At 55.1% G+C, this 22,356-nt stretch carries 21 protein-coding genes; 13 read left to right on the plus strand and 8 right to left on the minus strand.

Going from position 1 to position 22,356, the window contains the following annotated elements; translation table 11 throughout:
* Positions 1–153: 153 nt before the first annotated feature.
* A complete protein-coding gene (locus tag HMPREF1207_RS19520; RefSeq protein WP_009674571.1) occupies positions 154–1,710 on the minus strand; it encodes a flotillin family protein in 1,557 nt (518 codons plus the stop codon).
* Between the two features lie 21 nt (positions 1,711–1,731).
* A complete protein-coding gene (locus HMPREF1207_RS19525) occupies positions 1,732–2,268 on the minus strand; it encodes a hypothetical protein (RefSeq protein WP_009674609.1) in 537 nt (178 codons plus the stop codon).
* A 269-nt stretch (positions 2,269–2,537) separates the two neighbouring features.
* On the opposite strand from HMPREF1207_RS19525, the gene HMPREF1207_RS19530 reads away from it, so the two are divergent.
* Genes HMPREF1207_RS19530 through HMPREF1207_RS19545 form a run of 4 tightly spaced genes read left to right on the plus strand, consistent with a single transcriptional unit; the run spans position 2,538 to position 5,304 of the window.
* Complete coding sequence (locus HMPREF1207_RS19530; protein ID WP_009674597.1) at positions 2,538–3,233, plus strand: glycosyltransferase family 2 protein; 696 nt, start codon at positions 2,538–2,540, stop codon at positions 3,231–3,233.
* 14 nt (positions 3,234–3,247) lie between these two features.
* Entirely contained in the window at positions 3,248–3,637 is a 390-nt protein-coding gene (locus HMPREF1207_RS19535; RefSeq protein WP_009674611.1) for a DUF2304 domain-containing protein, read from the plus strand.
* Positions 3,634–4,005, plus strand: a complete 372-nt coding sequence (locus tag HMPREF1207_RS19540; protein WP_009674588.1) for an EamA family transporter — start codon at positions 3,634–3,636, stop codon at positions 4,003–4,005. The genes HMPREF1207_RS19535 and HMPREF1207_RS19540 overlap by 4 nt, the downstream gene beginning before the upstream one ends.
* A 39-nt stretch (positions 4,006–4,044) precedes the next feature.
* Positions 4,045–5,304, plus strand: coding sequence for an ArnT family glycosyltransferase (locus HMPREF1207_RS19545; RefSeq protein ID WP_009674618.1), 1,260 nt, complete (start codon positions 4,045–4,047; stop codon positions 5,302–5,304).
* 25 nt (positions 5,305–5,329) lie between these two features.
* Here the strand turns inward: HMPREF1207_RS19545 and HMPREF1207_RS19550 are convergent, their stop codons facing one another.
* The 4 genes from HMPREF1207_RS19550 to HMPREF1207_RS19565 are packed head-to-tail and all read right to left on the minus strand — an operon-like array spanning position 5,330 to position 10,381.
* Positions 5,330–6,457: a YheC/YheD family endospore coat-associated protein gene (locus tag HMPREF1207_RS19550; RefSeq protein ID WP_009674563.1), complete on the minus strand. Its 1,128-nt coding sequence runs from the start codon at positions 6,455–6,457 to the stop codon at positions 5,330–5,332.
* Positions 6,457–7,824, minus strand: coding sequence for a YheC/YheD family endospore coat-associated protein (locus HMPREF1207_RS19555; protein WP_009674572.1), 1,368 nt, complete (start codon positions 7,822–7,824; stop codon positions 6,457–6,459). The genes HMPREF1207_RS19550 and HMPREF1207_RS19555 overlap by 1 nt, the downstream gene beginning before the upstream one ends.
* Before the next feature lie 4 nt (positions 7,825–7,828).
* Complete coding sequence (locus HMPREF1207_RS19560; RefSeq protein ID WP_009674604.1) at positions 7,829–8,974, minus strand: YheC/YheD family endospore coat-associated protein; 1,146 nt, start codon at positions 8,972–8,974, stop codon at positions 7,829–7,831.
* A 21-nt stretch (positions 8,975–8,995) separates the two neighbouring features.
* Positions 8,996–10,381, minus strand: a complete 1,386-nt coding sequence (locus HMPREF1207_RS19565; protein WP_009674592.1) for a YheC/YheD family endospore coat-associated protein — start codon at positions 10,379–10,381, stop codon at positions 8,996–8,998.
* 462 nt (positions 10,382–10,843) lie between these two features.
* Between HMPREF1207_RS19565 and HMPREF1207_RS19570 the strand changes: the two genes are divergently transcribed.
* The 6 genes from HMPREF1207_RS19570 to HMPREF1207_RS19595 all read left to right on the plus strand — a co-directional run bounded on the left by HMPREF1207_RS19570 (position 10,844) and on the right by HMPREF1207_RS19595 (position 17,535).
* The gene (locus HMPREF1207_RS19570; protein WP_009674617.1) at positions 10,844–12,208 is read left to right on the plus strand and encodes an ABC transporter substrate-binding protein; all 1,365 of its coding nucleotides are present in this window, start codon (positions 10,844–10,846) and stop codon (positions 12,206–12,208) included.
* Between the two features lie 77 nt (positions 12,209–12,285).
* Positions 12,286–13,239, plus strand: a complete 954-nt coding sequence (locus HMPREF1207_RS19575; RefSeq protein WP_009674583.1) for a carbohydrate ABC transporter permease — start codon at positions 12,286–12,288, stop codon at positions 13,237–13,239.
* Between the two features lie 13 nt (positions 13,240–13,252).
* Positions 13,253–14,098 (plus strand): carbohydrate ABC transporter permease, encoded by an 846-nt coding sequence (locus HMPREF1207_RS19580; protein WP_009674591.1) that lies wholly within the window; start codon positions 13,253–13,255, stop codon positions 14,096–14,098.
* Between the two features lie 44 nt (positions 14,099–14,142).
* On the plus strand, positions 14,143–15,576 hold the full coding sequence (locus HMPREF1207_RS19585) for a PTS transporter subunit EIIC (protein ID WP_009674598.1): 1,434 nt from the start codon (positions 14,143–14,145) through the stop codon (positions 15,574–15,576).
* 16 nt (positions 15,577–15,592) lie between these two features.
* Positions 15,593–16,429 carry a PRD domain-containing protein gene (locus HMPREF1207_RS19590; protein WP_009674595.1) on the plus strand — a complete coding sequence of 279 codons (837 nt, stop codon included), beginning with the start codon at positions 15,593–15,595 and terminating at the stop codon, positions 16,427–16,429.
* A gap of 110 nt (positions 16,430–16,539) precedes the next feature.
* Positions 16,540–17,535 carry an acrylyl-CoA reductase family protein gene (locus HMPREF1207_RS19595; RefSeq protein ID WP_009674561.1) on the plus strand — a complete coding sequence of 332 codons (996 nt, stop codon included), beginning with the start codon at positions 16,540–16,542 and terminating at the stop codon, positions 17,533–17,535.
* Between the two features lie 265 nt (positions 17,536–17,800).
* On the opposite strand, the gene HMPREF1207_RS19600 is transcribed toward HMPREF1207_RS19595, so the two are convergent.
* Positions 17,801–19,708: an ABC transporter substrate-binding protein gene (locus tag HMPREF1207_RS19600; protein WP_009674603.1), complete on the minus strand. Its 1,908-nt coding sequence runs from the start codon at positions 19,706–19,708 to the stop codon at positions 17,801–17,803.
* A 129-nt stretch (positions 19,709–19,837) separates the two neighbouring features.
* Between HMPREF1207_RS19600 and HMPREF1207_RS29925 the strand changes: the two genes are divergently transcribed.
* The 3 genes from HMPREF1207_RS29925 (at position 19,838) to HMPREF1207_RS19610 (ending at position 21,942) form a co-directional block, all read left to right on the plus strand.
* Complete coding sequence (locus HMPREF1207_RS29925) at positions 19,838–20,005, plus strand: hypothetical protein (protein ID WP_009674593.1); 168 nt, start codon at positions 19,838–19,840, stop codon at positions 20,003–20,005.
* Between the two features lie 123 nt (positions 20,006–20,128).
* Positions 20,129–20,404, plus strand: coding sequence for a hypothetical protein (locus tag HMPREF1207_RS19605; protein ID WP_009674576.1), 276 nt, complete (start codon positions 20,129–20,131; stop codon positions 20,402–20,404).
* Between the two features lie 200 nt (positions 20,405–20,604).
* Entirely contained in the window at positions 20,605–21,942 is a 1,338-nt protein-coding gene (locus HMPREF1207_RS19610; RefSeq protein WP_009674567.1) for a DRTGG domain-containing protein, read from the plus strand.
* Here the strand turns inward: HMPREF1207_RS19610 and HMPREF1207_RS19615 are convergent, their stop codons facing one another.
* Positions 21,943–22,239, minus strand: a complete 297-nt coding sequence (locus HMPREF1207_RS19615) for a YtpI family protein (protein ID WP_009674559.1) — start codon at positions 22,237–22,239, stop codon at positions 21,943–21,945.
* Positions 22,240–22,356 lie beyond the last annotated feature (117 nt).

A 22,356-nucleotide genomic window follows, 5' to 3' on the forward strand; every position in this document is an offset into this window, starting at 1 on the left:
CGGCGAACTGCGGAGGATCATGCCGGGATTACGGTTCGTATCTTCTGCCGGAAAAAGAAAATAAAAAAGCACTCGCATGGAGTGCTTTTTCATTACCTTGGGAGGGTGGAAGTTCTCCGCCCTCCATGTTGATTGATTCCGGCCGGGGGACGATCAGGCCTCGTCCGGTTCGTCTTCCTTGGCGGCGGCGATGGCCCCGGCTGCGGATGCGGGTTCCAGCTCCGCGGTCAGGGGCGCGGGCTTCGCTGCCGGCTTGGCGCTCCTCGACGTCAGCCCTTTGATAAGCCCCTCGACGTCGATTCCGGAGACGTTCTTGAGCATCTCGGGCGCGGTAGCCATCAGCGAGGTGACGTAGTTGCTGATGCGCGCGGCCCCTTCGCCGTGGCCCGTATCGACAACGGTCAGCTTGTCGATGCCTTTGATCGGTTCGGCGACCTTGCCGGCCAGCTCCGGAAGCATTTTGACGATGATGTCCAGCACGGCCGCTTCGCCGAACTTCTCGAACGCCTCGGCGAGCCGCTGCTTCGCTTCGGCCTCGGCCAGACCGCGCAGCCGGATGACGTCGGCTTCGGCCGTACCGCGGGCCCGCTCGGCATCGGCAAGGGCCAGACCGTCAAGCCGCTTCTGCTCGGCCATCGCTTTGGCCTCCGCTTCGATGCGGAACTGGAGCGCTTCCGCTTCGAGCATTTTGCGCGACTTCTCGGCTTCGGCGGCCTGCACGACCGAATACCGGTCCGCGTCGGCTTTCTTCTTCACCTCGGCGTCGTACTGCTTCTCGCGGCGCAAAATCTCTTTGGTTTCGAGGTCGATTTCGCGCTCTTTCCGCACGAGTTCCACGCGCATCTGCTCCTCGACTACGCTTTGCTTGGAGCGCGCTTCCTGGATGTGGTAAGCCTGATCGGCTTCGGCCTTGGCCATATCCTGGTCTTTCTTGAAGGCCGCGACCTTCAGTTCCTTCTCCTTGCTGGCCTCGGCGATGTTCGTATCCCGCAGAAGCTCGGCTTTCTGCCCTTCTTCCTCGGCTTTCGCCTTCTGGATACGGGCGTCCCGCACGGCTTCCGCTTCGGCGATATCCGCATCGCGCTTTACGGCCGCGATTCTCGGTTTCCCGAGGGCATCGAGGTAGCCGTGCTTGTCGCGGACGTCTTTGATCGTGAAGGAGACGATCTGCAGGCCCATTTTTTTGAGGTCCCGCGCCGCAACGCCCTGAACTTCCTGGGCAAACCGGTCCCGGTTGCGGTATACTTCCTCGACCGTCATGGAGCCGAGGATAGCCCGTAGGTGGCCTTCGAGGACCTCCTGGGCTTCGCTTTTCAGCGCTTCGGTCGGTTTGCCGAGAAACTGCTCGGCCGCGGTCGCCACATCTTCGACGGAACCGCCGATTTTAATGATGGCGACGGCGTCTGTCATAACCGGCACTCCCTGCTCGGTGTACACTTCCGGCGTCATAACGTCCAGCTTGTGGGAGAGCAGGGAAAGGAACTGGGACTGCTGGAAGATCGGCAGAATAAACGCCCCGCCGCCGCGCACGATTTTCATTTTGCGGCCGGAATCGTCGATGCTGACATTTTTGCTCCCGAGAAAAGAGCCTGTGACGATCATCGCCTCATCGGGACTGACCGTTTTGTAGCGGGCCCAGAAGGCAATACCGAGAATGAGAATGACGCCGACTACGATACCGGGGATGAGCAGTACATCTGTGTTCAACATGGGCAAAACTCCTTTGCTTGGTTAGTTAAGAGGATCGGAATCCAGCGGGGAGACGAGCAGCACGCTGTTCTTAACCTCCACGACGACCACACGGAGGTGGCCCGGGATACTCCGTCCGTCAAAGCTTTCCGCGATCTGATTGGTCACTCCGCCGCCGGTCCGCACCATGACCTCACCGTAGCCCGAGGCGGGCACGGGCACGGTGACTTCACCGATTTTGCCGACCAGCTCCTGCAGCGAGAAGGCGACCGAATTTTCGCTGTTTTCCATCGGTTTGACGTAGACGAGGTACACGAGGACGGATAAAACGGCGGCTATCAGCAGAGAAAGCCCTCCGCTCTGCCAGGAAGTGAGTTCCGTGTACCTGGAGAGCAGAATGCCGGCCCCTCCGAAGGTTGTAATTCCCCCGACGAGAACCGCCGGCTGCAGGAATGGCAGGTGGTGTCCGGAGGCGGAGTCGAGCATACCCGAGAGATGGCCGAGAACTTCGCCGAAAATGAGGGTAGCCAAGGCAAAAAGAATGCCGGCTATAAAAAGGCCCCAATACCAGGATTCCATGTCGTCCCTCCCTTATCAAATACTGGATATTGGTTATGGGATTCTATACGGGCAAGGCGGAGAAGGGTTTCGGTCCGGAATTAACGGGGTTAATGATTCAGGTGTTGTCCTTTCCAGCAGGAGGGATATCCTTTATACTGAATAGAGCTGATTTTGAACAGAATGATCGGGATGTTAAACCGTAGAGATTTCAATTTAACCGACTGCATAAAATAAATGAACAGCTGGACAAGGTGATTGAAAAGCAATGAAGGAGGAAGCAAGAGGTTATGTCCAGACAAAGTGATGTACTCATTATTATTCCGGCCTATAATGAAGAAGACGCCATCGAACAGACCGTCGATCATTTGCGGAAACACGTTGAGTACGATTATCTGATCGTGGATGACGGCTCCAAAGACCGCACGGCGGCGATTATCCGGGAGCGGGGTTACAACGGTGTGCGTCTGCCCGTCAATCTCGGCATCGGCGGAGCCATGCAGACCGGGTACCGCTATGCCGCGAGACACGGCTATAAATATGCGATCCAGCTTGATGCGGACGGGCAGCACGACGCCCGGGACATAGACAAGCTGGTGCGGGAGATCCGCGAGTCCGGCGCCGATATGGTGATCGGTTCCCGTTTTGTCGAGAAGAGTTCTTACAAAAGCAGCCTGCCCAGACGGATCGGCATCTACTATTTCTACATGTTGATCCGCATTCTTACAGGGAACCGGATCTTCGACCCGACGTCGGGATACCGGATCGTCAACAGCAAGATCATTGGGGAATTCGCCACTTATTATCCGGTTGATTATCCGGAAGTGGAAATTCTCGTCTCCATGGCCCGCAGCAAATACCGGATCAAAGAGATCAGCGTGGAAATGAAAAAACGGCAGGGCGGCGTCTCGTCCATTAATCCGATCCGTTCCGTGTATTACATGCTGAAGGTGACCATGTTTTCGATCATCCGGAGAAGCTTCTAGGGAGGGCAATCATTTTGATTCAGGTTATTACGATCGGAGTTACGGTCATTTTCTTGTTTCAGATTCTTTACTACACCAGCAAGCATAAATTAAGAGACCGCCATGCGTTCACCTGGATTATGATCGCCCTGGCGGGACTTGTCACGGGCATTTGTATCCCGCTGCTCAACCGTTTCGCTCTCTGGATCGGCGTGTCGTACATGCCGTCGCTGATCTTCCTGATCGTGATCGTGGTCACCCTGAGCCTGCTCGTCCATCAGACGATCCTGCTGTCCAAGCAGCAGGAGCAGATCAAGACGCTCGCTCAAGAGCACGCGTACCTGGAGAACGAAGTGATGCTGCTTAAGGAACAAAGCCGAAACCAAGATAGTTACACAGGAGCGGGGAGACGGGAAGCGCCATGAATCCGTTACATATCGGACTGATTTTACTGAATACGCTTATGCTGGTAAGCGGTCAATTTTTGTGGAAATTCGGGCTTTCGCGCAAAGCGGACTCTTTCGAAAGCCTGCAAAGCATCATTCATCTTATGTTTTCCCCGTTTATTCTGGGGGGACTTTTCATTTACGGGCTTGCAACGGTTTTATGGCTGTTTATCCTGAATAAAGTAGACATCAGCATCGCCTACCCGATGCAGAGCATCGCTTATCTGATTACTGTCATCGGTGCGTATTATATTTTCAACGAACAAATGTCGGTACTTAAAATCGCCGGTTGCGTAGTGATCCTGATCGGCGTGGGAATGATCGGTTTATCGGCGCGTTATTCGTAACGCGCTTTTGATTTTTTTACGGAAAGCGGGGAATGCATCATGCCGCATAGGCTTCGATCTATACCGGTCCGGGGCTGGCTCTGGATTGTCGTGCTGCTCACGACACTGCTGAAGCTGGCGGTGGTGTTTACATACGGTTCCTCCTACAACTTGGGATCGGACGACCAATCTTATCTGGAAACCGCGCGAATCTGGCTGGAAAAAGGAATGTTTACCTACAATGACCCGTCGAAGCCGACGGTGTTTATTACGCCCGCTCTTCCGGCTTTTATCGCCCTGTTTATGAGCGGACTCGGAACGGGGTACGTGCTGGAGCAGACGATCCGGGTCGTTCAGGTCGTCATGGTTTCTTTCTCGATGATTCTTTTGTTCAAAATCGGAATCCGGCTGTTTAACGAGAGAACCGCGCTTATCGCCGTCGTTTTGACGGCCGTTTATCCGCCGATGTGGAACATTTCGTTTTATATTTTGACGGAAGCCTTGTTTGTGCTCGCTCTGATGCTTCTGGTGCATGGCGCGTTGAAAGCGATGGACAAGCCGACCGCGGGAAATGCCGTCTGGTTCGGGCTGGTATGGGCGTTTGCCGTTTACGTAAGGCCGACGATCGCGCTTTGGCCGGGTTTTTTTCTGCTGCTGCTCATTTACTGGCGGACGATCCCGTGGAAAAAACTGGCGGCTTGCCTGGCGGTCTCCGCTCTGGTATTTGTCCTCTGCCTCATGCCGTGGTGGGTCCGCAACTACGAAGTGTCCGGAGGGCAGTTTATTCCGCTGACGAAATCCAGCGGCAATCCGCTGCTCCTCGGCACGTTTCCTTACGGGCCTCCGCCTGTAGCCGAACAGCGGACGTGGCACGCATCAAGCGATCTGTGGGTCAATGACGCGTTCGACACGCAGTGGGCCAAGGAGCGGATTCGGACGGGCTTTGCGGAGCAGCCGCTGTACTACCTCCAGTGGTATACGATCGGGAAGTTTGCGACCTTCTGGGGGGACGTGTATTATTGGAACGCTGTAAATTGGGTTAGTCTCATTCTGCCCGTAGGGATTCACTATACGATCCTAGGGTTCGGCATCCGGGGGATCTGGCTGGCTAGAGAGAAGCGGCTGGCTTACCTCCTGACCGTGCTGTTCGCCTACATGTCTCTGCTTCATATGATTTATTTGGCGCATTCGCGGTATTCGGCTCCGCTGATGCCGTTTATGGCTCTTTTTGCCGGCTATGCGATTCTCCAGGCGTGGGAAGGCAGAGGAAGAACAGGCGCGGCAGTCGGCCGCAAACATCAAAAACCATCCCTTCCGTAAAGTGAGGGATGGTTTTTTTGTGGGTTCATTTGGTCTTGTTTTTGTTTGCCAGATGCACGCTGTACCCGATAATGCGCGACAGCGATTTTTTGCGGATGTGGGGTTCGTCGAATTTCATCGGTTTGGAATTGGCTTCGAAAAACCAGATGCGTCCGTCGAGATCGACGCCCAGATCCATCGACATCTCTCCGAGCTTCTGCTTGGAGGTCTGTTCTACGCTGCTTGCCATAAGCAGTGCGGTGCTGCGCGTCCGCTGGAGAATCCGTTTGGCCTTGAGCGGCCCGAATGATTTCTCCAGCAGCCGTTCCGGATCGTCGATGGAGCCTCCCCGAGGCACATGTGTCGTAATGCTCTGCCTGCCGGCGACTCTGGCTCCGATTCCGGTTACGCTCCACGTGCCTTTCGACGTTTTCTGAAGAAGCGCTCGCAGATCGAAAGGACGTTTGTTAAAGCTTGAAAGGCGGATTCCCTGCTGAATGATGTAGCTTTCGTCCTTTTTGATCTCGGCAATCCGGTTCCAGACATCGGATAAGTTCGTGAATAACTCGTAATGCGAATTCACAGTTTCCTGCATGGTCAGCTTGTAAGTCTGCGCTCCGCTTTTCTTCGTGATCCGTTCCAGGCGCATGATCCCCTTGCCGGCTTTCCCTTCAACCGGTTTGAGGTAGATGAAAGGGAACCGTTTGAGCATCGACTCCAGAACGGCCTGGCTGCTCAACTGCTTCGTAACCGGCACGTATTTGCGGATTTCGGGAGACTGATCGAGCCATTCGAAGAGCGTCCATTTGTCGAAAAAGAACGGATTGAACAAGTGAACCTGCTTGCTGCGGATGCAGGCCTGGATCGTCCGCTGAACGTCACTCTGAATTTCGAGCCGGCGTGTCGGGATCCGGTTGTAAATGACGTCGGGAAGAGGCATCAGCTGTTTGTTCCATTTTTTCGCGGTCAACTGATAGCAGTAGGCCTGAACATGCTTGCCGCTCAATTTCAGATCGGATGTAGTGACTACATAAACGAGAGCACCCTGTTCGTAGCCGGCTTTAATCAAATCAATGAAATTTTCACGATTTCCCGAGAATCGGCGTTTTGGATCGGGTGTTGTTAAAATTCCGATGCACAGAGGCTGCTGCTTTTTATGGGCGCTTACGTCCACTAACCATCCCTCCTCGCACGAAAGCGGCTTAAATAGACGCAGTGCTCATAGATATAGTTAAGGGAAGCTTTATCCTGGGCTTTCAACCCCGGGTGTTTGAAGATGGAACGTCCCGGCTTCGCATTGGCTTCGAACATCCACGTGTTTTCGTTCTGGTCGATGCCGAGGTCGAATCCGAGCTCGCCCAGACGGTGATTGTAATTTTTTTCGATCGCTTCCGCAAGCTCGATAGACGTCTCTTTCATCCGGGACAAAACAGCATCGCTTCTGCTGCCGTACACCTGTTTCAGCGCCTGCTCCGCCGTCATCAGCTGGCCGCCGTTGCGCAGGTGGGTCGTGACGCTTCCTTTGCCGGCTTTTTTAGCGCCGATGGCGGCGACGACCCACTGATTGCTTCCGTTCTTGGTCAGATGGAAGCGGAAATCAATGGGGCAGCCGTCGATCTCGATCAGCCGGATTCCCTGCTGGGTCACATAGCTGGTCAGCTTTCCGCGATTGATGCCGAGCATTTTGACGAGCCCTTCGAATTTGTTGAAGCGCAGCAGTACATTTTTGCCGTTGCGGCGGTAGCGTACGAAATATCCGCGGTCCGTCGAATACGTAATGCGGTAAATGCCGATGCCGAGGCTTCCGGCCGTTGGCTTCAGATAGATAAATTTGTGGCGGGTGAGAAGGTCCTTCAACTGATCCGCCGAAGGATCCAGGACCGATTCCGGCACGTATTTGAAGGCCGGATCGTTTTCAAGAAGCCGGTACACATCCCACTTATCGAAGAAAGCCCAGTTGAATAAAGGGATATTCCGTTTGACGAAGCGCTGCTTGAAGTCCTCCATGGAGAGCAATTTCTCCGCTTTGCGGCTGGGAAGACGGTTGTAAACCACATCCGGAAGAGGAACGGTTTTACGGACCCAGCCTCCCTGCGGTTGAAGCATATAGCCGTTTACAGTGCCCTGCTGCCAGTTGACATCCTTAGGCGAAAAGGCGATGTGGAACGATTTGCGTTCCCCCGGCTGCATCAGCGAGCGGATAAACGGAGTTCTCGTTCCGAAAGGACCGGACGTGGTGCTGGCCACATTCGTCAGAATTCCGATTACGGGACCGAGCCGGATATCTTTGCCGCTTCCGCTCACTGCCAGGCACGGACCGATCCGCGGAAGTTTCACGGAAGTAATGACGGACTGGGGCAGATAGAGGTGGAGTCCGCTTTTTTTGATATACCGGGCCGGGAGTGTAATGGATTTGGAGCCGACCTGGAGCTGCAGCGTCTTGCTTTTTGACAAGTGCAGCGCCTTGGCCAGTTCACCGGATACCAAAATACTTTTTTCCTGTTTGGAATTTACGTGAACCGTGCACGTCGTCAAACTCATTGGGTTACCCTCCTAAACTTGTTGCCCCTGCCGGTTCCCGCTGCGTTCTCAGCAAATAGGCGGCGTACCGGACCGGATTAGAGGCGGCTGAGCGGGCGGTTATCCCGCCGTCAATGCTCTGGAAGGCTGCTCTGCCGGGCTTGGAATTAACCTCCAGAATGTGGATGCGTCCATCCCGGCAAACGCCGAAATCGATGCCCAGCTCGGCCAGACGCCCATGCGACGATTCCAGAATAAGCGCAATTCGATGGGATAAAACGGACAGTGTCTTCATTAGCCTGCCGGACGCCCCGCCGGGAAATTGTTCCCTCAGAAAAGCTTCGGCCTCGCAGGCGGTGCCACCGCCGTGGAGATTGGACGTCACGCTCCCCGGACCGCCCGAGCGCACAACCATCCCGGTCAACTTCCAAAGGCCGTGTTCGTCTTTTTGCATAAGAGAACGGATATCGTAAGCCGTACCGTCCGGTGTAGTCAGCGGCAGGTACTGCTGGAGCAAATAGCGGCGTTTGCCTATGAAACCGCGGACCCAGCGCCGCATCTCCAGCGCCGTTCCGAAATCCCGCTGCACCGGACGGTTTGCCCGGTCGCGGCCGCGTACGCTCCAGGAAAAGTCCGGGCCGGGACTGCGGTAAACGTGCAGGGCGCCTTTGCCGTGCATGCCTGCTTCGGGCTTCAGAAAAGCGGCCCCGTGCAGTTCAAGCCACGGTTCAAGCTGGTGCGGCGAAGTCAGACGCCGGGTAAGCGGCAAATGCGGGGCGAGAGCCGGGTCGGCCGCCAGCAGGCGCTGGACGTCCCATTTGCCCCGGAGGCCTCCGCCCAGAAACCGGATCCCGGGCAGCTGGTGAAGCCGGTTCAGCTGCCGGCGGTAAAGCCGCTGTTCTGCGTAATTGGAGCAAAAGCAGCGGTCATAAAGGACGGCGGGAAGAGGGAAGGTGCCTTCTCTCCAGGCGGAATCCGAGGGACTGTACAGGAAGCCGTCCACCGTCTCGTACTCGAAAGAGATTCCGTCCGGGCTGAACACGATGACCTCGATTCCTTCGGCCGCCCCGTTCTGGCCCAGCTTCCGGAAAAAGGGTTCGGAATCTCCGGCGGGCGCCGCTTTACCCGGCGAGGCCAGAACGCCCAGACATCGATTCACTGCATGATCCACACAACCCACCGCCTTCTTGTTCTACATAAAGCCGGACAAATAAACGGCATAGTCAAGGAGACGCCGGACGGACGGCCGCACAAGCGGTTCCTCAGCCGCAGAGGGAAGGGAGAATTCCTCGCGGGAAGGCTTGGAGTTCACTTCCAGCAGTTTTACCTGCCCGGCCGCGTCCAGAGCCAGATCCACGCCGAGCTCCCCGAACGTTCCCTTCACGTTCCTGCTGATGGCCTGAGCGACTGTCAGCGCCGTACTTTTTAAAGTACGCTGAATGCTCCCTTTGCGTGAGGCCAAAGAAGTCCCGGCCAGCGCTTCCTGGACGGCCGTCATCGTTCCGCCTCTCGCGAGGTTGGATACGAAGTGCTGCTCCGCCGCGATCCGGGCTACGATGGAGCTCAGAACCCATTCTCCTCCGCCGTCTCTCTGAACGAGGGCACGGAAATCGACGGGGCGGCCGCCGATCGTCAGCAGGTCCAGGCCTTCCTGGATCTGATAAGCCTGTGTCCGAATTTTTCCCGCCATATGGGAGTAAGCCTCGAAGAGATCGGGATAGGGAAGAACGACGGTCCCGCTGAGCGCGGAGAACCGGACTTCACAGCTGCCGTCCTCCAAGACGTGCAGGCGGAAAATTCCTTTGCCGAGACTGCCGGAGGCCGGTTTTATAAATAAGGTCCGGTATCGGCCGGACATGGCCTTCAGCATGTGATAGTTGGAGAACGGATGAGATTCCGGCAGGCAGTCCTGAAGAGCGGTCTCACTGCACAGGGCGGAGAATACGGCGTTCTTATCCAGGTATTTATCGTTGAAAATGTGCGTCTGGTGACGCAGTTGAACGGCTTTGAGGAAATGCTGGATTTCCGGTTTGTTTTCGTATTTGCGGGAAGTCAGCCGGTTGTAAATAACGTGCGGGACGGGAAAAATCCCTGTTCTCCATTCCTCGTCGTAATACAGTCCTCCCAGATCGGGAAAAGTGTGTATTTCTTCGGGAGAGAAAAAGAACAGGCTGACCCCGGCTTCCTCGCCTGCTTTGGTCAGCTCCCGGCAGAAGGTTGTCATGGAGCCGAACGGCATTTCCTGAGACGAATAGAGCCTGCTGAGCAGAACCCCGACGAGCGGACCCGCGTAAAGCGTGGCGGCGGAAGGCTGATAAACGAGCGAGAGCCTGCATCCGCCGCGAATGCCGAGCCGGCGCCCCAGCGCCGGATGAAGGCATAGCTCTTCGTCCGGACTCGCCCCCGGTTCCGCAGCCGTCCGGACCACCGCTTCGCAGGACGCGGAACCGAAGCGGAGCTTGACGGCGCTGTCCGGTGCCAATCGGTATGCCCGCATTATCCCCGCGCTCAGCAGAACGGTCCGTTCGTCTTCATAGAGAGCGGGATCGAGGCTGCGGACATGGAAGATGCGGGTCATAGGAAAGCTCCTTCGCTTCGCGGTACCGGCGGTACCAGCGGCTGCAACTAAAGAATTACTTCATCATATGAGGACATATATCCCTTGGTGCAAGGGCGAATGCGGGGTTTCGGCCTTACGTTCGGCATGACTTAGCGGCAGGGGTAAATCCGGCACAAGATGACAAATATGGACAAAGTGTTAACAAAAGGATTGACGAGAGACTAAAGTCCTTGTAAGATGTAAGTAATTTCAATATTATCTTCATCCCGACAACTGCATACCCAAACTTTAACATGTTACCGAAAGGGCATAAGTTAAAGAAGTGATTTTGCTTCTTTGACTATGCCCTTTTTTTGTTCTCTCGGGACCACTAAGGAGGTGAGGAACTCCCGGTAAGAAGGCGTTGGTTGACAAAGCATCAGGGGGACCGCTTCAGTTTGTAACCGATTACAAAAGAACCTTTAAGGAGTGTTTGTACACATGAAAAGAAACAAATGGCTCAACATGGGAATTTCTTTGATGATGGTATCCGCAATTGCGGCAGGGTGCAGCAAAACGAACACAACGACTACGCCGGCAGCTACTCCGGGAGCGTCCTCGAACGCGAATTCGGGAGAAGCGGGCGGCAAAAAACTGACCGGCGAGTTCGAGATCCAATATTTTGTCGGCGGATACGGAGATACCTGGTGGAAATCGGCGATCGACGAGTTCCAGAAAGCTAATCCCGATCTGAAAATCAAGCAGTCCGCCGGAGCCAAAATCAACGATCAGATGAAACCCCGCTGGATTCAAGGCAATCCGCCGGATGTGGTTTATATCGATGGAGCGGGCGCCAACGCGAGAACCATGTTTCAGGATGGCCAGCTCATGGACATTACCGACTGGTTGAAAACCGCCAAGAACGCGGACGGCAAAAACATTATGGACCTGTTCATTACCAAGCCGGAAGAGTACGAAGCAGGCAAATACTACGATGTTCCGCTCGTTTTCGGATCGTGGGGAACGTTCTGGGATCGTGCCGAGTTCAAGAAAAACAACTGGGAAGAGCCGAAAGACTGGGAGAGCTTCCTTGCGGTAGGCGACAAAATCAAAGCTTCCGGCAAAATGAGCGTCTACATTCACACCGGCGTGTACCCGTACTACATTAACGGGGCGTTCCTGGATTCCGCAACCGTGGCGGCGAACAACTACGATACGTCCGTTATTAAAAAAATCAACAACATGGAAGAAGGCGTATTCAAAAGCGAACCGGTTATGAAAGCGCTTGACAAGATCATTCAAATGCGCGATAAGGGCTTCATCGACAAGGGTTCCGTCGCTTTGAACCACACGGACTCCCAGACGCAGTTCCTTCAGCACAAAGCGGCCTTTATTCCGAACGGCCTCTGGGTAGAGAACGAAATGAAAAAAGACGTGCCGCAAGGCTTTGAATTCGGATTCATTCCGTCCATTGCCCAGGAAAAAGGCGGAAAAAGCGTAGCCATTCCGACTACGGCTACAATGGGTATCGCAAAAAAAGCGAAAAATCCGGAAGCGGCAAAAGCGTTCATCCAGTTTATTTTTACGGAGAAGCAAGCGGGGAAATGGGCGGAAGCGACAGGCGCTCTGCTTAACGTGAAAACGAATCTTGACAACACGTCCGCAAGCACCTTGGCAAAAACGGCCATCAAATCCTACAGCTCCCCGGATACGGTCGTAGCGCCGGAGCCGGTTATTCCGGAAGACCTCAAAAAAGTGCGTAACGATTCCACGCTGGCTCTGACTCAAGGCACAATCACCAAAGAAGAGTGGGCGAAACGTATGGAAGACGAAGCAGCCAAGCAGCGCGCCAAATTGAAAAAATAAGCACCCATATCTCCGGAGTGATAATAAGGGAATGCGAATTCCCTTATTGTCGTTCCCAGGAAAGCGGAGGTTCTCGCATGAAAGGAACACCTGTGACTAATCCGGCTGGAGCCATCGTGGCGAAAAAGCCGAAGGGCGGACGCTCCAAGGTAAGACGCAATCTGTTTATTGCTTCTTTTATCCTTCCGACTCTGCTGCTCTATCTCGTATTCACCGTTTATCCGATGCTGAAAGGCATCTATCTCAGCTTGTTCGACTGGTCCGGCGGCTCCATGGATTACAATTTTATCGGGCTGGATAATTTTAAAGAAATGTTCAAGGACCCCATTATACCGAAGGCCCTGCTGAACGATTATTTCCTGGTTGCGGGCAAAGTGATTGGCTTTATGGTGCTCGCCCTGTTTTTTGCAGTCTCGCTTACCCGTCTCAAAATCAAAGGCTCCGGGTTTTACCGGGCGATCTTCTTCCTTCCGAACGTAATCTCCGTCGTAGTCGTCGGCGTGCTGTGGCGTTATGTCTACAACCCGAACCTGGGCTTTCTGAACTCCCTGATCGGTGCGGTTAAAGGCGAGCCGTTCGTGTTTCCTTGGCTGGGAGATGCGGCAACGGCGATGTGGTCTCTGCTTCCGCCTTCGATCTGGGCCGGCGTCGGCTTCTGTACCTTGCTCTTGATCGCGGGAATTTTGAGCATCCCGGACTCTCTGTACGAAGCCGCAGGACTTGACGGCGCCACCCAGTGGCAGCAGTTCTGGCACATTACGCTTCCGCTGACGTGGGAACAGATTCAGACGTCCGTGATCTGGATCGTGATGACGACACTGAACGGCTCCTTTATCATTGTCTCGATTATGACCGAGGGCGGGCCTGATAACGCGACCCAAGTACTGGGCTCCTACTTGTACCAGCAGGGCTTCAGGCAGTATCACCTGAGCTATGCGGCGGCTATCGGCGTATTGACGCTCTTTGTTTCTCTGATCACGACGGTTGCCTTGCAGCGCATTATGAAAAGAGAACCGTTAGAAATTTCGTAGAGGGGTTATATGCATGAGTGATGGACTGAAAAACCCGTTCTGGCGCATAGTCGTCAACCTGCTTTTAATCGTGTGGGCGATCATGGTGCTTTACCCGCTCGTCTGGACCGTTCTCGGCTCCCTGAAAGATAACCAGCAGTTTTTCCAGGGAAAACCGTGGAATCTTCCCCAATTTCCGCTGTTGTTCTCCAACTTCAGTTACGTTTGGGATAAATACCAGTTCGGCGGCTATTTTATGAATTCGATCATCGTTACGGTAGTCAGTGTCCTGGCGGGTCTCGTGCTTTCGGCAATGACGGCGTATATTCTGGCCCGGTTTGCCTTCAAGGGAAGCGGCGTCCTTTATTACGTGTATATCGCTTCGATGATGATTCCCATGTTCCTCGGGATGATTCCCCTGTTCTTCCTGATGAGCGATATGGGATTGACCAATTCCCTTCTTGGGCTTATCATCGTATACACAGTTTCTACCATTCCGTTCAGTGTGTTCGTCCTGGTCGGATTCTTCAAAACACTGCCGTCCGAAATCGAGGAAGCGGCCATGATGGATGGCGCCTCTTACTACGGCATTTTCTTCCGCATTATGATGCCTCTCGCCAAACCGGGACTCATTTCCGTCAGCATCATCAACGTGCTGAATACGTGGAATGAATACATTCTCGGCGTCGTACTTAATAGTGAGCCTTCCAAATACACTCTTCCTGTGGGCATTGCCGTTATGCAAGGGGAGATGCAGTACCGGACGGAATGGGGTCCGCTGTTTGCGGCGCTTCTCATTTCCATGGTGCCGGTCATGATTTTCTATCTCATTTTTCAGCGTCAAATTGCCAGCGGAATTACAGCGGGTGCGGTTAAATAACGGCCCGCCGCTTTTTTCCGCAAGATGAAAAAAGGTGAGCAAACATGCTGCATACGCTTCAAAAAATCGGCCGGTCTCTCATGATACCGATTGCCGTCCTGCCGGCCGCCGCAATTTTGCAGCGGCTCGGCGCTTTTACTTTCCAGGATCCGTTTCTGATCTTCATCTCGAAAATATTCAGCACAGGCGGCAATGCCATTGTGGATAACCTTCCTCTGCTGTTTGCGATCGGCATCGCAATCGGTATGACGTCCGGTCAAGGAGTGGCGGCGCTTGCGGCTACGGTAGGATACGTCGTGTTTGTGAGAGCGCTTGCGACTTTTGAAAGCGTACCCGTAGAGCAGACGACGCCCGGAGCCCATCTGGATATGGGTGTCCTCGGAGGGATGATGACGGGGCTTATCACCGTGATGCTGTTTAACCGGTTTCATAATATCAAGCTTCCGGATTACCTCATGTTTTTCGGGGGCCGGCGTTTTGTGCCCATCATTACCTCGCTCGTTATGGCGGGAATGGGGGGGATCATGGGCCTGATCTGGCCTCCTGTACAGGATGTGATCCGGGATGCGGGCCTCTGGATCGTAGATGCGGGGGGAATCGGCGTATTCATGTACGGCTTTCTGAATCGGCTTCTCCTGGTCACGGGTCTGCACCATATTCTGAACAGTATCGTGTGGTTTCAGGTGGGCGAGTTCATGACAAATACCGGAACTTATGTTCATGGCGATATGACCCGCTACAACGCGGGCGATCCGAGCGCGGGCATGTTCATGAGCGGCTTTTTCCCGACGATGATATTCGGCTTGCCTGCGGCCGCTTTGGCGATGATCAAATGCGCGCTGCCGGAGAAGCGGAAGAAAGCGGCCGCTCTGCTTTACAGCGCCGCACTCACCTCGATGCTCACCGGGGTGACGGAACCGCTTGAATTTTCGTTTATGTTTGCGGCACCGCTGCTGTACGGAGTGCATGCGGTTCTGAACGGTCTTTCGATGCTGCTCATGCATCTGTTTAATATTAAGCTCGGTTTCAGTTTCTCGGGAGGATTTATCGATTTGTTGTTGAATTGGAAATTAAAGGAATTTCCTTTTACGTTTCTGATCATAGGAGCTGTCTATTTTGTCGTCTACTACGGGTTGTTCCTGTTTCTGATTAAAGCCTTTAAATTGAAAACCCCCGGCAGGGAAGAAGACTTTCCCGGTTTGACCGCGGCGATCGTATCTTCGGCCCCGCCCCCGGAGGAAGAACGGATTACGGCTATCGTGAACAGCGTGGGCGGCATCGGCAATATCATCAAAGTGGACTCCTGCATAACCCGGCTGAGGCTGTGGCTTAAAGAGGCTGAAGAAGTGGAGGAAGAAAAACTGAAGGAACTGGGTGCATTCGGAATTATGAACATGGGAAAGGGACACGTGCACGTTATTTTCGGGACGGACTCGGAACTGATTAAGGAATCCATTGCCAAACGTTTAGCTGCCTAGATGGAGGAGAACCTTTATGATTCAAAGAAAAATCATTCACGTGCTTTCCCATAATGTAGTCATGACGAAGCTTTCGACCGGCAAAAATTCAATTGCGTTCGGCAAAGGAATCGGATTCAAAAAAGAACCAGGCATGATTATACAGGACGCCGATATTTCGCAGGAATTTCTGCTGCACACTTCGGAAGTGCTGGAGCACTACGAGCACATTCTTCATGCCGTTGACGTCAAAATTATCGGGATTACGGAAGAAGTGATCGCATACGCGCAGGGGCATTTGGAAGGGGAATTTTCCGAAACGATCCACGCCGCGCTGGTCGATCACATCAACTTTGCCGTGGAACGCTGCAAGCGGGGGGTTCATATCCTTAATCCGTTCGCTTACGAAATCAAGCACTTGTACGAGGAAGAGTACCGGATAGCCAGCAAGGCGATCGATTTTCTGAATCAGCATCTGGATGTGAGGCTGCCGGACGATGAAATCGCTTTTCTCGCGATGCATTTCCATACCGCCCGGACCAAGGTGGAAAAAGGAACGGCGCTTGCGGTGGTCAGACTGGTCGCCCAGGTAATCGAGAGAGCCAAGGAACTCGGTCTGGATTTTGACAATTCGTTCTCGACCGTCCGTTTTATTTCTCATTTAAAAGCGCTTATCGACCGGATCATGGAACAAAAAACGATACGGAATCCCCTGCTGGGTAAAATCTGCGAGGAATATCCCCTGGCGTTTCAAAAAGCGGTCCTTTTGGCGGAACTGCTCAAGGCGAATCTCCAAAAACCGATTCCGATGGATGAGATCGGCTTTCTGGCTCTTCACCTCGAACGGCAGATGCAGCGCTCCGGGATGGACTAAACCGCTTCTCTGCTGCCGTAGGGAAAGTGGCGGGCTCCGGTCGGAAGCGGCACCCCGCATTTTCTCGACGGCAGCAATCGTGATAAGATCGGAATGAGGAGGGATGAATCATGACAGATTCCACATTCCGTGCCTTGCAGGTTGATAAGACCGGGCAGGGCGTTTCACTGGGTATACGCGAAATGACGGTGGAGGAGCTCCCTGAAGGCGAGCTGCTGGTGAAGGTTGCCTACTCCGGCGTCAACTTCAAGGACGGTCTTGCCTCCACGCCGGAGAGCAAGACCGTCCGTTCTTATCCGATGGTGCTCGGCATCGACTTGTCCGGCACCGTCGTCTCATCGGCCGATCCGCGCTATAAGGAAGGGGACGAAATCCTCGTCACCGGCTACGCGCTCGGGACCGGGCATTTCGGCGGCTACAGCGAGCTGGCCCGGGTGCCGGCGGACTGGGCGGTGCCCGTACCGGTCGGCCTGACGCCGAAGGACGTCATGGCGCTCGGCACCGCGGGCTTCACGGCCGCTCTCTCCATCCAGCGGCTGGAAGACAACGGCCTGCGCCCGGGCCAGGGTCCCGTGCTTGTCACGGGAGCTACCGGCGGCGTGGGCAGCACCGCCGTCTCCATGCTGGCGGGTCTCGGCTACGAGGTAGCCGCCAGCACGGGCAAAAGCTCCGAGCACGCATACCTGCGCGGGCTCGGAGCAAGCGAGGTGCTGCCGCGCGAAGCGCTTGCGGCAGAAGACGGCAAGCCTCTCCGCCGCGAGCAGTGGAGCGCGGCGGTAGATCCTGTGGGCGGCGCGTCGCTTCCGTACGTGCTCGGCACGGTACGGTACGGCGGCTCCGTCGCCCTCAGCGGGCTCACCGGCGGCGGGGCGTTTCCCGCCACCGTGTACCCGTTCATCCTGCGCGGCGTGAACCTTCTGGGCATAGACTCCGTCTACTGCCCGGCCGATTTGCGCAGGAAGCTGTGGGAGCGGCTTGCCGGCGACCTCAAGCCGCGCAGCCTGGGGGACATGATCCAGCGGGAAATCACGCTGGAGGAAGTGCCTGCGGCGCTGCAGGACATCCTGGCGGGCCGCATGCGCGGACGCGTCGTGGTGCGCCTGTAGCGCACACGGGCCGATGCGGCGATGCTCGCCGCGTATCATCTGCAGGGGTGCGCACCTAAACGCTCCGCCAAACAGCGGACGCCCGTTAAAAAGCAGTCAGATGCGGATTCCCGCGGCTGACTGCTTTTTTGTCTATTTATCTTCCTTGCACGGCGGGGCTGCTCCCGTACATCGCCGTTAGAGGCTCCATGCCACAAGCACATATTTCCCCTGGGATAAAATGCACCACCCGGCGCTGCCGCTCTCCCGAGCTCAGCGTCTTTTTTTACGGCCGTTCGTCCGCGGAATCCCGGAGACCGCTCTCGTTAACGGTTCTATCTCCCTCGTCGGCTCTCTCCCTTAAGAAAAGATGACGGTAATCGACCCATCCCTGGCGCTCTACGCGAACGCCTCCGATCGAGGAGTGAACGGCGACCCGGAACGTTTTTTTTAATAAAAAAAGCAGAGCCGTTTCCGCGTGGAGCATGTCCTCGATCTTCAGCAGCTCCGCAGCCTGCCGTTCAAGGGAGGCCTCCCGCTGGATTTGTCCCACCGCGTTTTGTATGCGGCTTTGGAGGGCGGAGCTCATATGCCTGTGGATATAGTTGGTCGTCTGAAGGAGATAGCCGAGAAAACCTAGCGGAGAAGATGAGACAGGCATGAACATGCACATGTCTGCCTGATGGACATAGTCCCGGTCTGTAAAAGCGGCGATAGGCATCGTTTCGACTTTCACGCTCAGGCCGGCTTCCGTAAGTTTTCCGGCTATCCAGCGGGCATCTTCACCGTGCTGGGCGTATGCAAGGAGCAGCAGCGTCTCACCCGCGTATCCCGATGTCCGGATCAGCTCGTCCACGGACGAAGACGCGTTGTCACGCGCATATCCGGCGTTCAAATCCGGATCTTCCGGAAGCCGTGAACCTTGCCTCAACTGAAAATCCCGCATAATGCCGGACGAAGGACCGACCCGGTTATCTCCGAGCTCCCGCGCCATGGCTTGCCGGTCGATAAGCCGGTCGATAGCCTGGCGGAGGAGCCGGCTGCGGCACGGACCGCGTCTGGCGTTGAATGTGAGCACAGTGCTTCCGTCGAATACATGCTCTTCTTTGGCAAGGAAACCTTGATGTTTATACTCTTCCGCAGGCATCGGGACATCCCCGTGGGAGACGATGAGCTTATCATTCCCTTTCGGACGATAGGCGGCAAGCTGTTCCGGTAAAATCCACATCTCGATCACATCCAGATGAGGCCGTACGCCGTAATAGCCGTCAAAGGCATGAAGCCGACAAATATATTTGTCATAAAACTCCATCCGGAAAGGTCCTGTACCTATAGGGGAGCGCCCGAAAAGGGAGGGACTGTCCCTGACGATATCTTCCGGCACGATAGAAGCCGCCGGAAACGTCAGGAAGAAAGGCAGCAGATGATTGGGCCGTTTGAGCCCGATCCGAAGCATGTAAGGGGTTATCGGAGTGAGAGACACCACATCCTGGATGAACCAGGACCAGCTGGAGCCGCTGGCGGGATCGGCAAGCCGTTCCAGCGAGTATTTCACATCCCCCGCATCCATTTCCCGGCCGTGATGGAAGCACACTTTTTTGCGCAGATAAAAGGTCCACTCGGTGCCGTCCGCACTGCATTCCCAATAATGGGCAAGCTGGGGGAGCAGATTTCCCGTTGCGGGATCGAGTTCGAGCAGCGTCGAGAACACATGGCTGATAAGTTGGCAGTCCGTGGCAAAAATGGCATGGGCGGGATCGAGCGAAACGGGGTGCCGGAACAAGGGCAGACGCAGAGTATCCAGGACGGCTCCCTCGGAGGAGGCGGTAGTAAAGCCGAAATATCCGGACATCCAGTCCAGAAAACTGTCCTTAAGGGCATAGTGGCGCCCGTAGGTGTGGATCAATTCGACGGCGGCTTTGAAGTCGCCTTTGCGAGTCAGGTCCATCGCGGTCCGGGAGATGAGCTCCGGAGCCGGGATCACGAAAGTAAGCAGCGAAGAACGGCCGCGTCCGCAGCCCGGCTGCCAGCGGATCCAGTCCAGCTGGGTCATTTTCTTAAGCAGCAGCTTCACATTCCGTACGGTGCAGAACCAGTGGCCGGCCAGCAGGTCCAAGGTGATCGGAATCGGCTCGCCTTCGCGCGCATGCGGCTGGCTGACGCGCAGCTGCAGATAATAATCATAAAGCTGCATAAAGTCCGGTCTCCTTGTAGTTGTAAAAAAGGGGAAAATATTAAAGGTAATTATACTCTTTTTGTTCCTCTTATTCCATCTATAATCAAAGGTAGCCGGCCGCTTCACACAAAGAAAGGGGTTTGACGCATGTATCCGCAACCATATTATCTGGAAAAAGAAATGGAACAGCACAACCGGGACCTGGATCGCAGACTCCGGGACTATACCAAATTCGGACGTTTTCTCTGCTCGAAGCTTATGAGCAGCAAGGACGGAACGAAGAACGCCAGTACAACCGCTAAATCCGCCGTATAAAACGTACTCATAAAGCTCCTGAGCCTGTCATAGGATGAAGTACAGGGCGGCATGTCCTTCAAGCTGCTTCGGGCAGAGGCTCGAGGGCGGGATGCCGTCACTTCAGGGGGAGCGTGAACAGCCGTGAAAGGATTCAAAAACGTGATTTTTATGAGCCTCGCGCTTGGTATGCTGCTGTACTCCGTACCGCAGCTTGATATTGGGGGAGGCTTTACTCTGCCGACGGTGTTCGGTGCGATTTGGATCTGTTTCGCCCTGCTTATCATCGCGGCTCATCTGCACGAGCTTCTCGGTGTCGATGAGGAGACCCGGCAGGAGATCGTCCGCGTCAAGCGGATGAAGCGCTGGCGCATGGAGCAGCGGCTGCAGGGGAAGAAATTGCTGGGCCTGCGCAAGTAAAGTATCCGGCGGGCCCAGCGACGGGGTACCGCGAATACCGCAGACACCGCAGACAACGTAGGTCCCGTGGACACGCGGAGATAACACAGGCAGCGAAGAAAAACCAGACGGACGGCGCTTTCCGCGCTTTTCGTTTGGTTTTTCTTCGTCTATAATAAACTTAACAGACTAATACAGCGAATCGGACGGGGGTAGTACAGTTGGATGAAACGGGAACAGAATCGTTAACGAAGCACGAACAGATTCTTCGCCATATCGAGAGCCTGAAGATCGGAAGCAAGATCAGCGTCCGCAAAATTGCGGACCAGCTCGAAGTGAGCGAAGGCACCGCTTACCGCGCCATCAAAGAAGCGGAAAATCAGGGCCTCGTTTCCACGAAGGAAAGGGTCGGCACGGTCAGGGTCGGCAAGCGGGAACGCCGCAATATCGATAAGCTGACCTTCGAGGAAGTCGTGAACATCGTGGACGGCGAAGTGCTCGGCGGCATGAACGGCCTAGAGAAGACGCTGCACAAATTCGTGATCGGGGCTATGGAACTCGATGCGATGATGCGGTATGTGGAGGCGGGCTCGCTCCTTATCGTGGGCAACCGGGAGGAAGTGCACAGGCTGGCTCTGGAGCAGGGTTCCGGCGTACTGATCACGGGCGGCTTTCACACCAGCCCCGAGATGACGAAGCTGGCGGATAAGCTGGAGCTTCCCATCATATCGAGCAGCTACGATTCCTTCACCGTGGCTTCGATGATTAACCGGGCCATTTACGACAGGCTGATCAAGAAAAAAATTCTTCTCGTCGAGGATATTTTGACGACGAATCCCCATGTTTTCGCTTTGAAAGCGAACAGCTCGGTCAAGGAATGGCGCGCGCTGGTCGAAGAGACGGGGCACAGCCGCTTTCCCGTCACGGACGAGTGGAACCGCGTTATCGGACTTGTGGCCCCAAAAGATATGCTGGGCGCCGATGCCGGCCAGACCGTCGACCGCCTGATGACGCGGAATCCTCTGACGGTCAGCCCGCAGACCTCCGTCGCTTCCGCCGCCCATATGATGGTGTGGGAAGGGATCGAGCTGCTACCGGTCGTGGACGGCAACCGCAAAATGCTCGGCGTGATCAACCGCAACGACGTGCTCAAGGCGATGCAGTATATCCAGAAGCAGCCGCAGAACGGGGAAACGTTCGAGGATCTCATCTGGGGAAGGTTCGAGGAATTCCGGGACGAACAAGGGAACGTGGTGTTCCGCGGAACGATAACGCCCCAGATGACGAATCACCTGGGGACGGTATCGGAAGGGGTCCTGACCACTCTCATGACGGAAGCGGCGTACCGCGTCGTGCAGACCGTCAAGAAGGGGGACCTCGTGATGGATAACATGTCGACGTACTTTATCAAACCGGTGCAGATCGAAAGCGAGATCCAGATCCGGCCCAACATTCTGGAAGTGAGCCGTAAATTCGGCAAAATCGATGTGCAGATCTACCATGCGGGCACTTTGGTGTGCCGGGCGATGCTGACGGCCCAGTTTATCGACGGCGTCTGATCAGCGGGACATGCGGGAGAAGTACGAATAATTGCGGATTCCCGCAAACAGGTTAAACAGTCCGAGCAGCAGGCAGATCGTCCCGAATATTCGACGCACCGGCGTGTCCGAGAGGAAGAAAAGCTGCGTCACGGCAATAAGAATAAGCATCAGCCCCATACTGATATTCATCAGCGCGGCGTTGGTGCCTCTTTGCTTTGGATCGGTTTTCCGGCGGGAGCGGAAGCTGAAGACGACCGAGAAGAGCAGGGTAATAAAAATAAGCGTAGACAGTACGATTTGAACCGTTTCTAACATGTACGGAAAGCCCCCTACAGATTGTTTTGCCTTAACTGTACCGATTTTTCTTGGAAAAAGCAACGAAGCCGGGGCCTCCAAGGGCAACCGGCTGTCATGAGTAAAGAAGGGATTCAA

Source organism: Paenibacillus sp. HGH0039, assembly GCF_000411255.1.
Lineage (GTDB): Bacteria > Bacillota > Bacilli > Paenibacillales > NBRC-103111 > Paenibacillus_F.

Bases quoted from the DNA above. Each gene is read 5' to 3' on its own strand.
- HMPREF1207_RS19540 (WP_009674588.1), top strand. From the start codon at position 3,634: ATGAATCCGTTACATATCGGACTGATTTTACTGAATACGCTTATGCTG.
- HMPREF1207_RS19530 (WP_009674597.1), top strand. From the start codon at position 2,538: ATGTCCAGACAAAGTGATGTACTCATTATTATTCCGGCCTATAATGAA.
- HMPREF1207_RS19585 (WP_009674598.1), top strand. From the start codon at position 14,143: ATGCTGCATACGCTTCAAAAAATCGGCCGGTCTCTCATGATACCGATT.
- HMPREF1207_RS19555 (WP_009674572.1), bottom strand. From the start codon at position 7,824: ATGAGTTTGACGACGTGCACGGTTCACGTAAATTCCAAACAGGAAAAA.
- HMPREF1207_RS19520 (WP_009674571.1), bottom strand. From the start codon at position 1,710: ATGTTGAACACAGATGTACTGCTCATCCCCGGTATCGTAGTCGGCGTC.
- HMPREF1207_RS19590 (WP_009674595.1), top strand. From the start codon at position 15,593: ATGATTCAAAGAAAAATCATTCACGTGCTTTCCCATAATGTAGTCATG.
- HMPREF1207_RS19600 (WP_009674603.1), bottom strand. From the start codon at position 19,708: ATGCAGCTTTATGATTATTATCTGCAGCTGCGCGTCAGCCAGCCGCAT.
- HMPREF1207_RS19580 (WP_009674591.1), top strand. From the start codon at position 13,253: ATGAGTGATGGACTGAAAAACCCGTTCTGGCGCATAGTCGTCAACCTG.
- HMPREF1207_RS19545 (WP_009674618.1), top strand. From the start codon at position 4,045: ATGCCGCATAGGCTTCGATCTATACCGGTCCGGGGCTGGCTCTGGATT.
- HMPREF1207_RS19595 (WP_009674561.1), top strand. From the start codon at position 16,540: ATGACAGATTCCACATTCCGTGCCTTGCAGGTTGATAAGACCGGGCAG.
- HMPREF1207_RS29925 (WP_009674593.1), top strand. From the start codon at position 19,838: ATGTATCCGCAACCATATTATCTGGAAAAAGAAATGGAACAGCACAAC.
- HMPREF1207_RS19525 (WP_009674609.1), bottom strand. From the start codon at position 2,268: ATGGAATCCTGGTATTGGGGCCTTTTTATAGCCGGCATTCTTTTTGCC.
- HMPREF1207_RS19570 (WP_009674617.1), top strand. From the start codon at position 10,844: ATGAAAAGAAACAAATGGCTCAACATGGGAATTTCTTTGATGATGGTA.
- HMPREF1207_RS19615 (WP_009674559.1), bottom strand. From the start codon at position 22,239: ATGTTAGAAACGGTTCAAATCGTACTGTCTACGCTTATTTTTATTACC.
- HMPREF1207_RS19565 (WP_009674592.1), bottom strand. From the start codon at position 10,381: ATGACCCGCATCTTCCATGTCCGCAGCCTCGATCCCGCTCTCTATGAA.
- HMPREF1207_RS19575 (WP_009674583.1), top strand. From the start codon at position 12,286: ATGAAAGGAACACCTGTGACTAATCCGGCTGGAGCCATCGTGGCGAAA.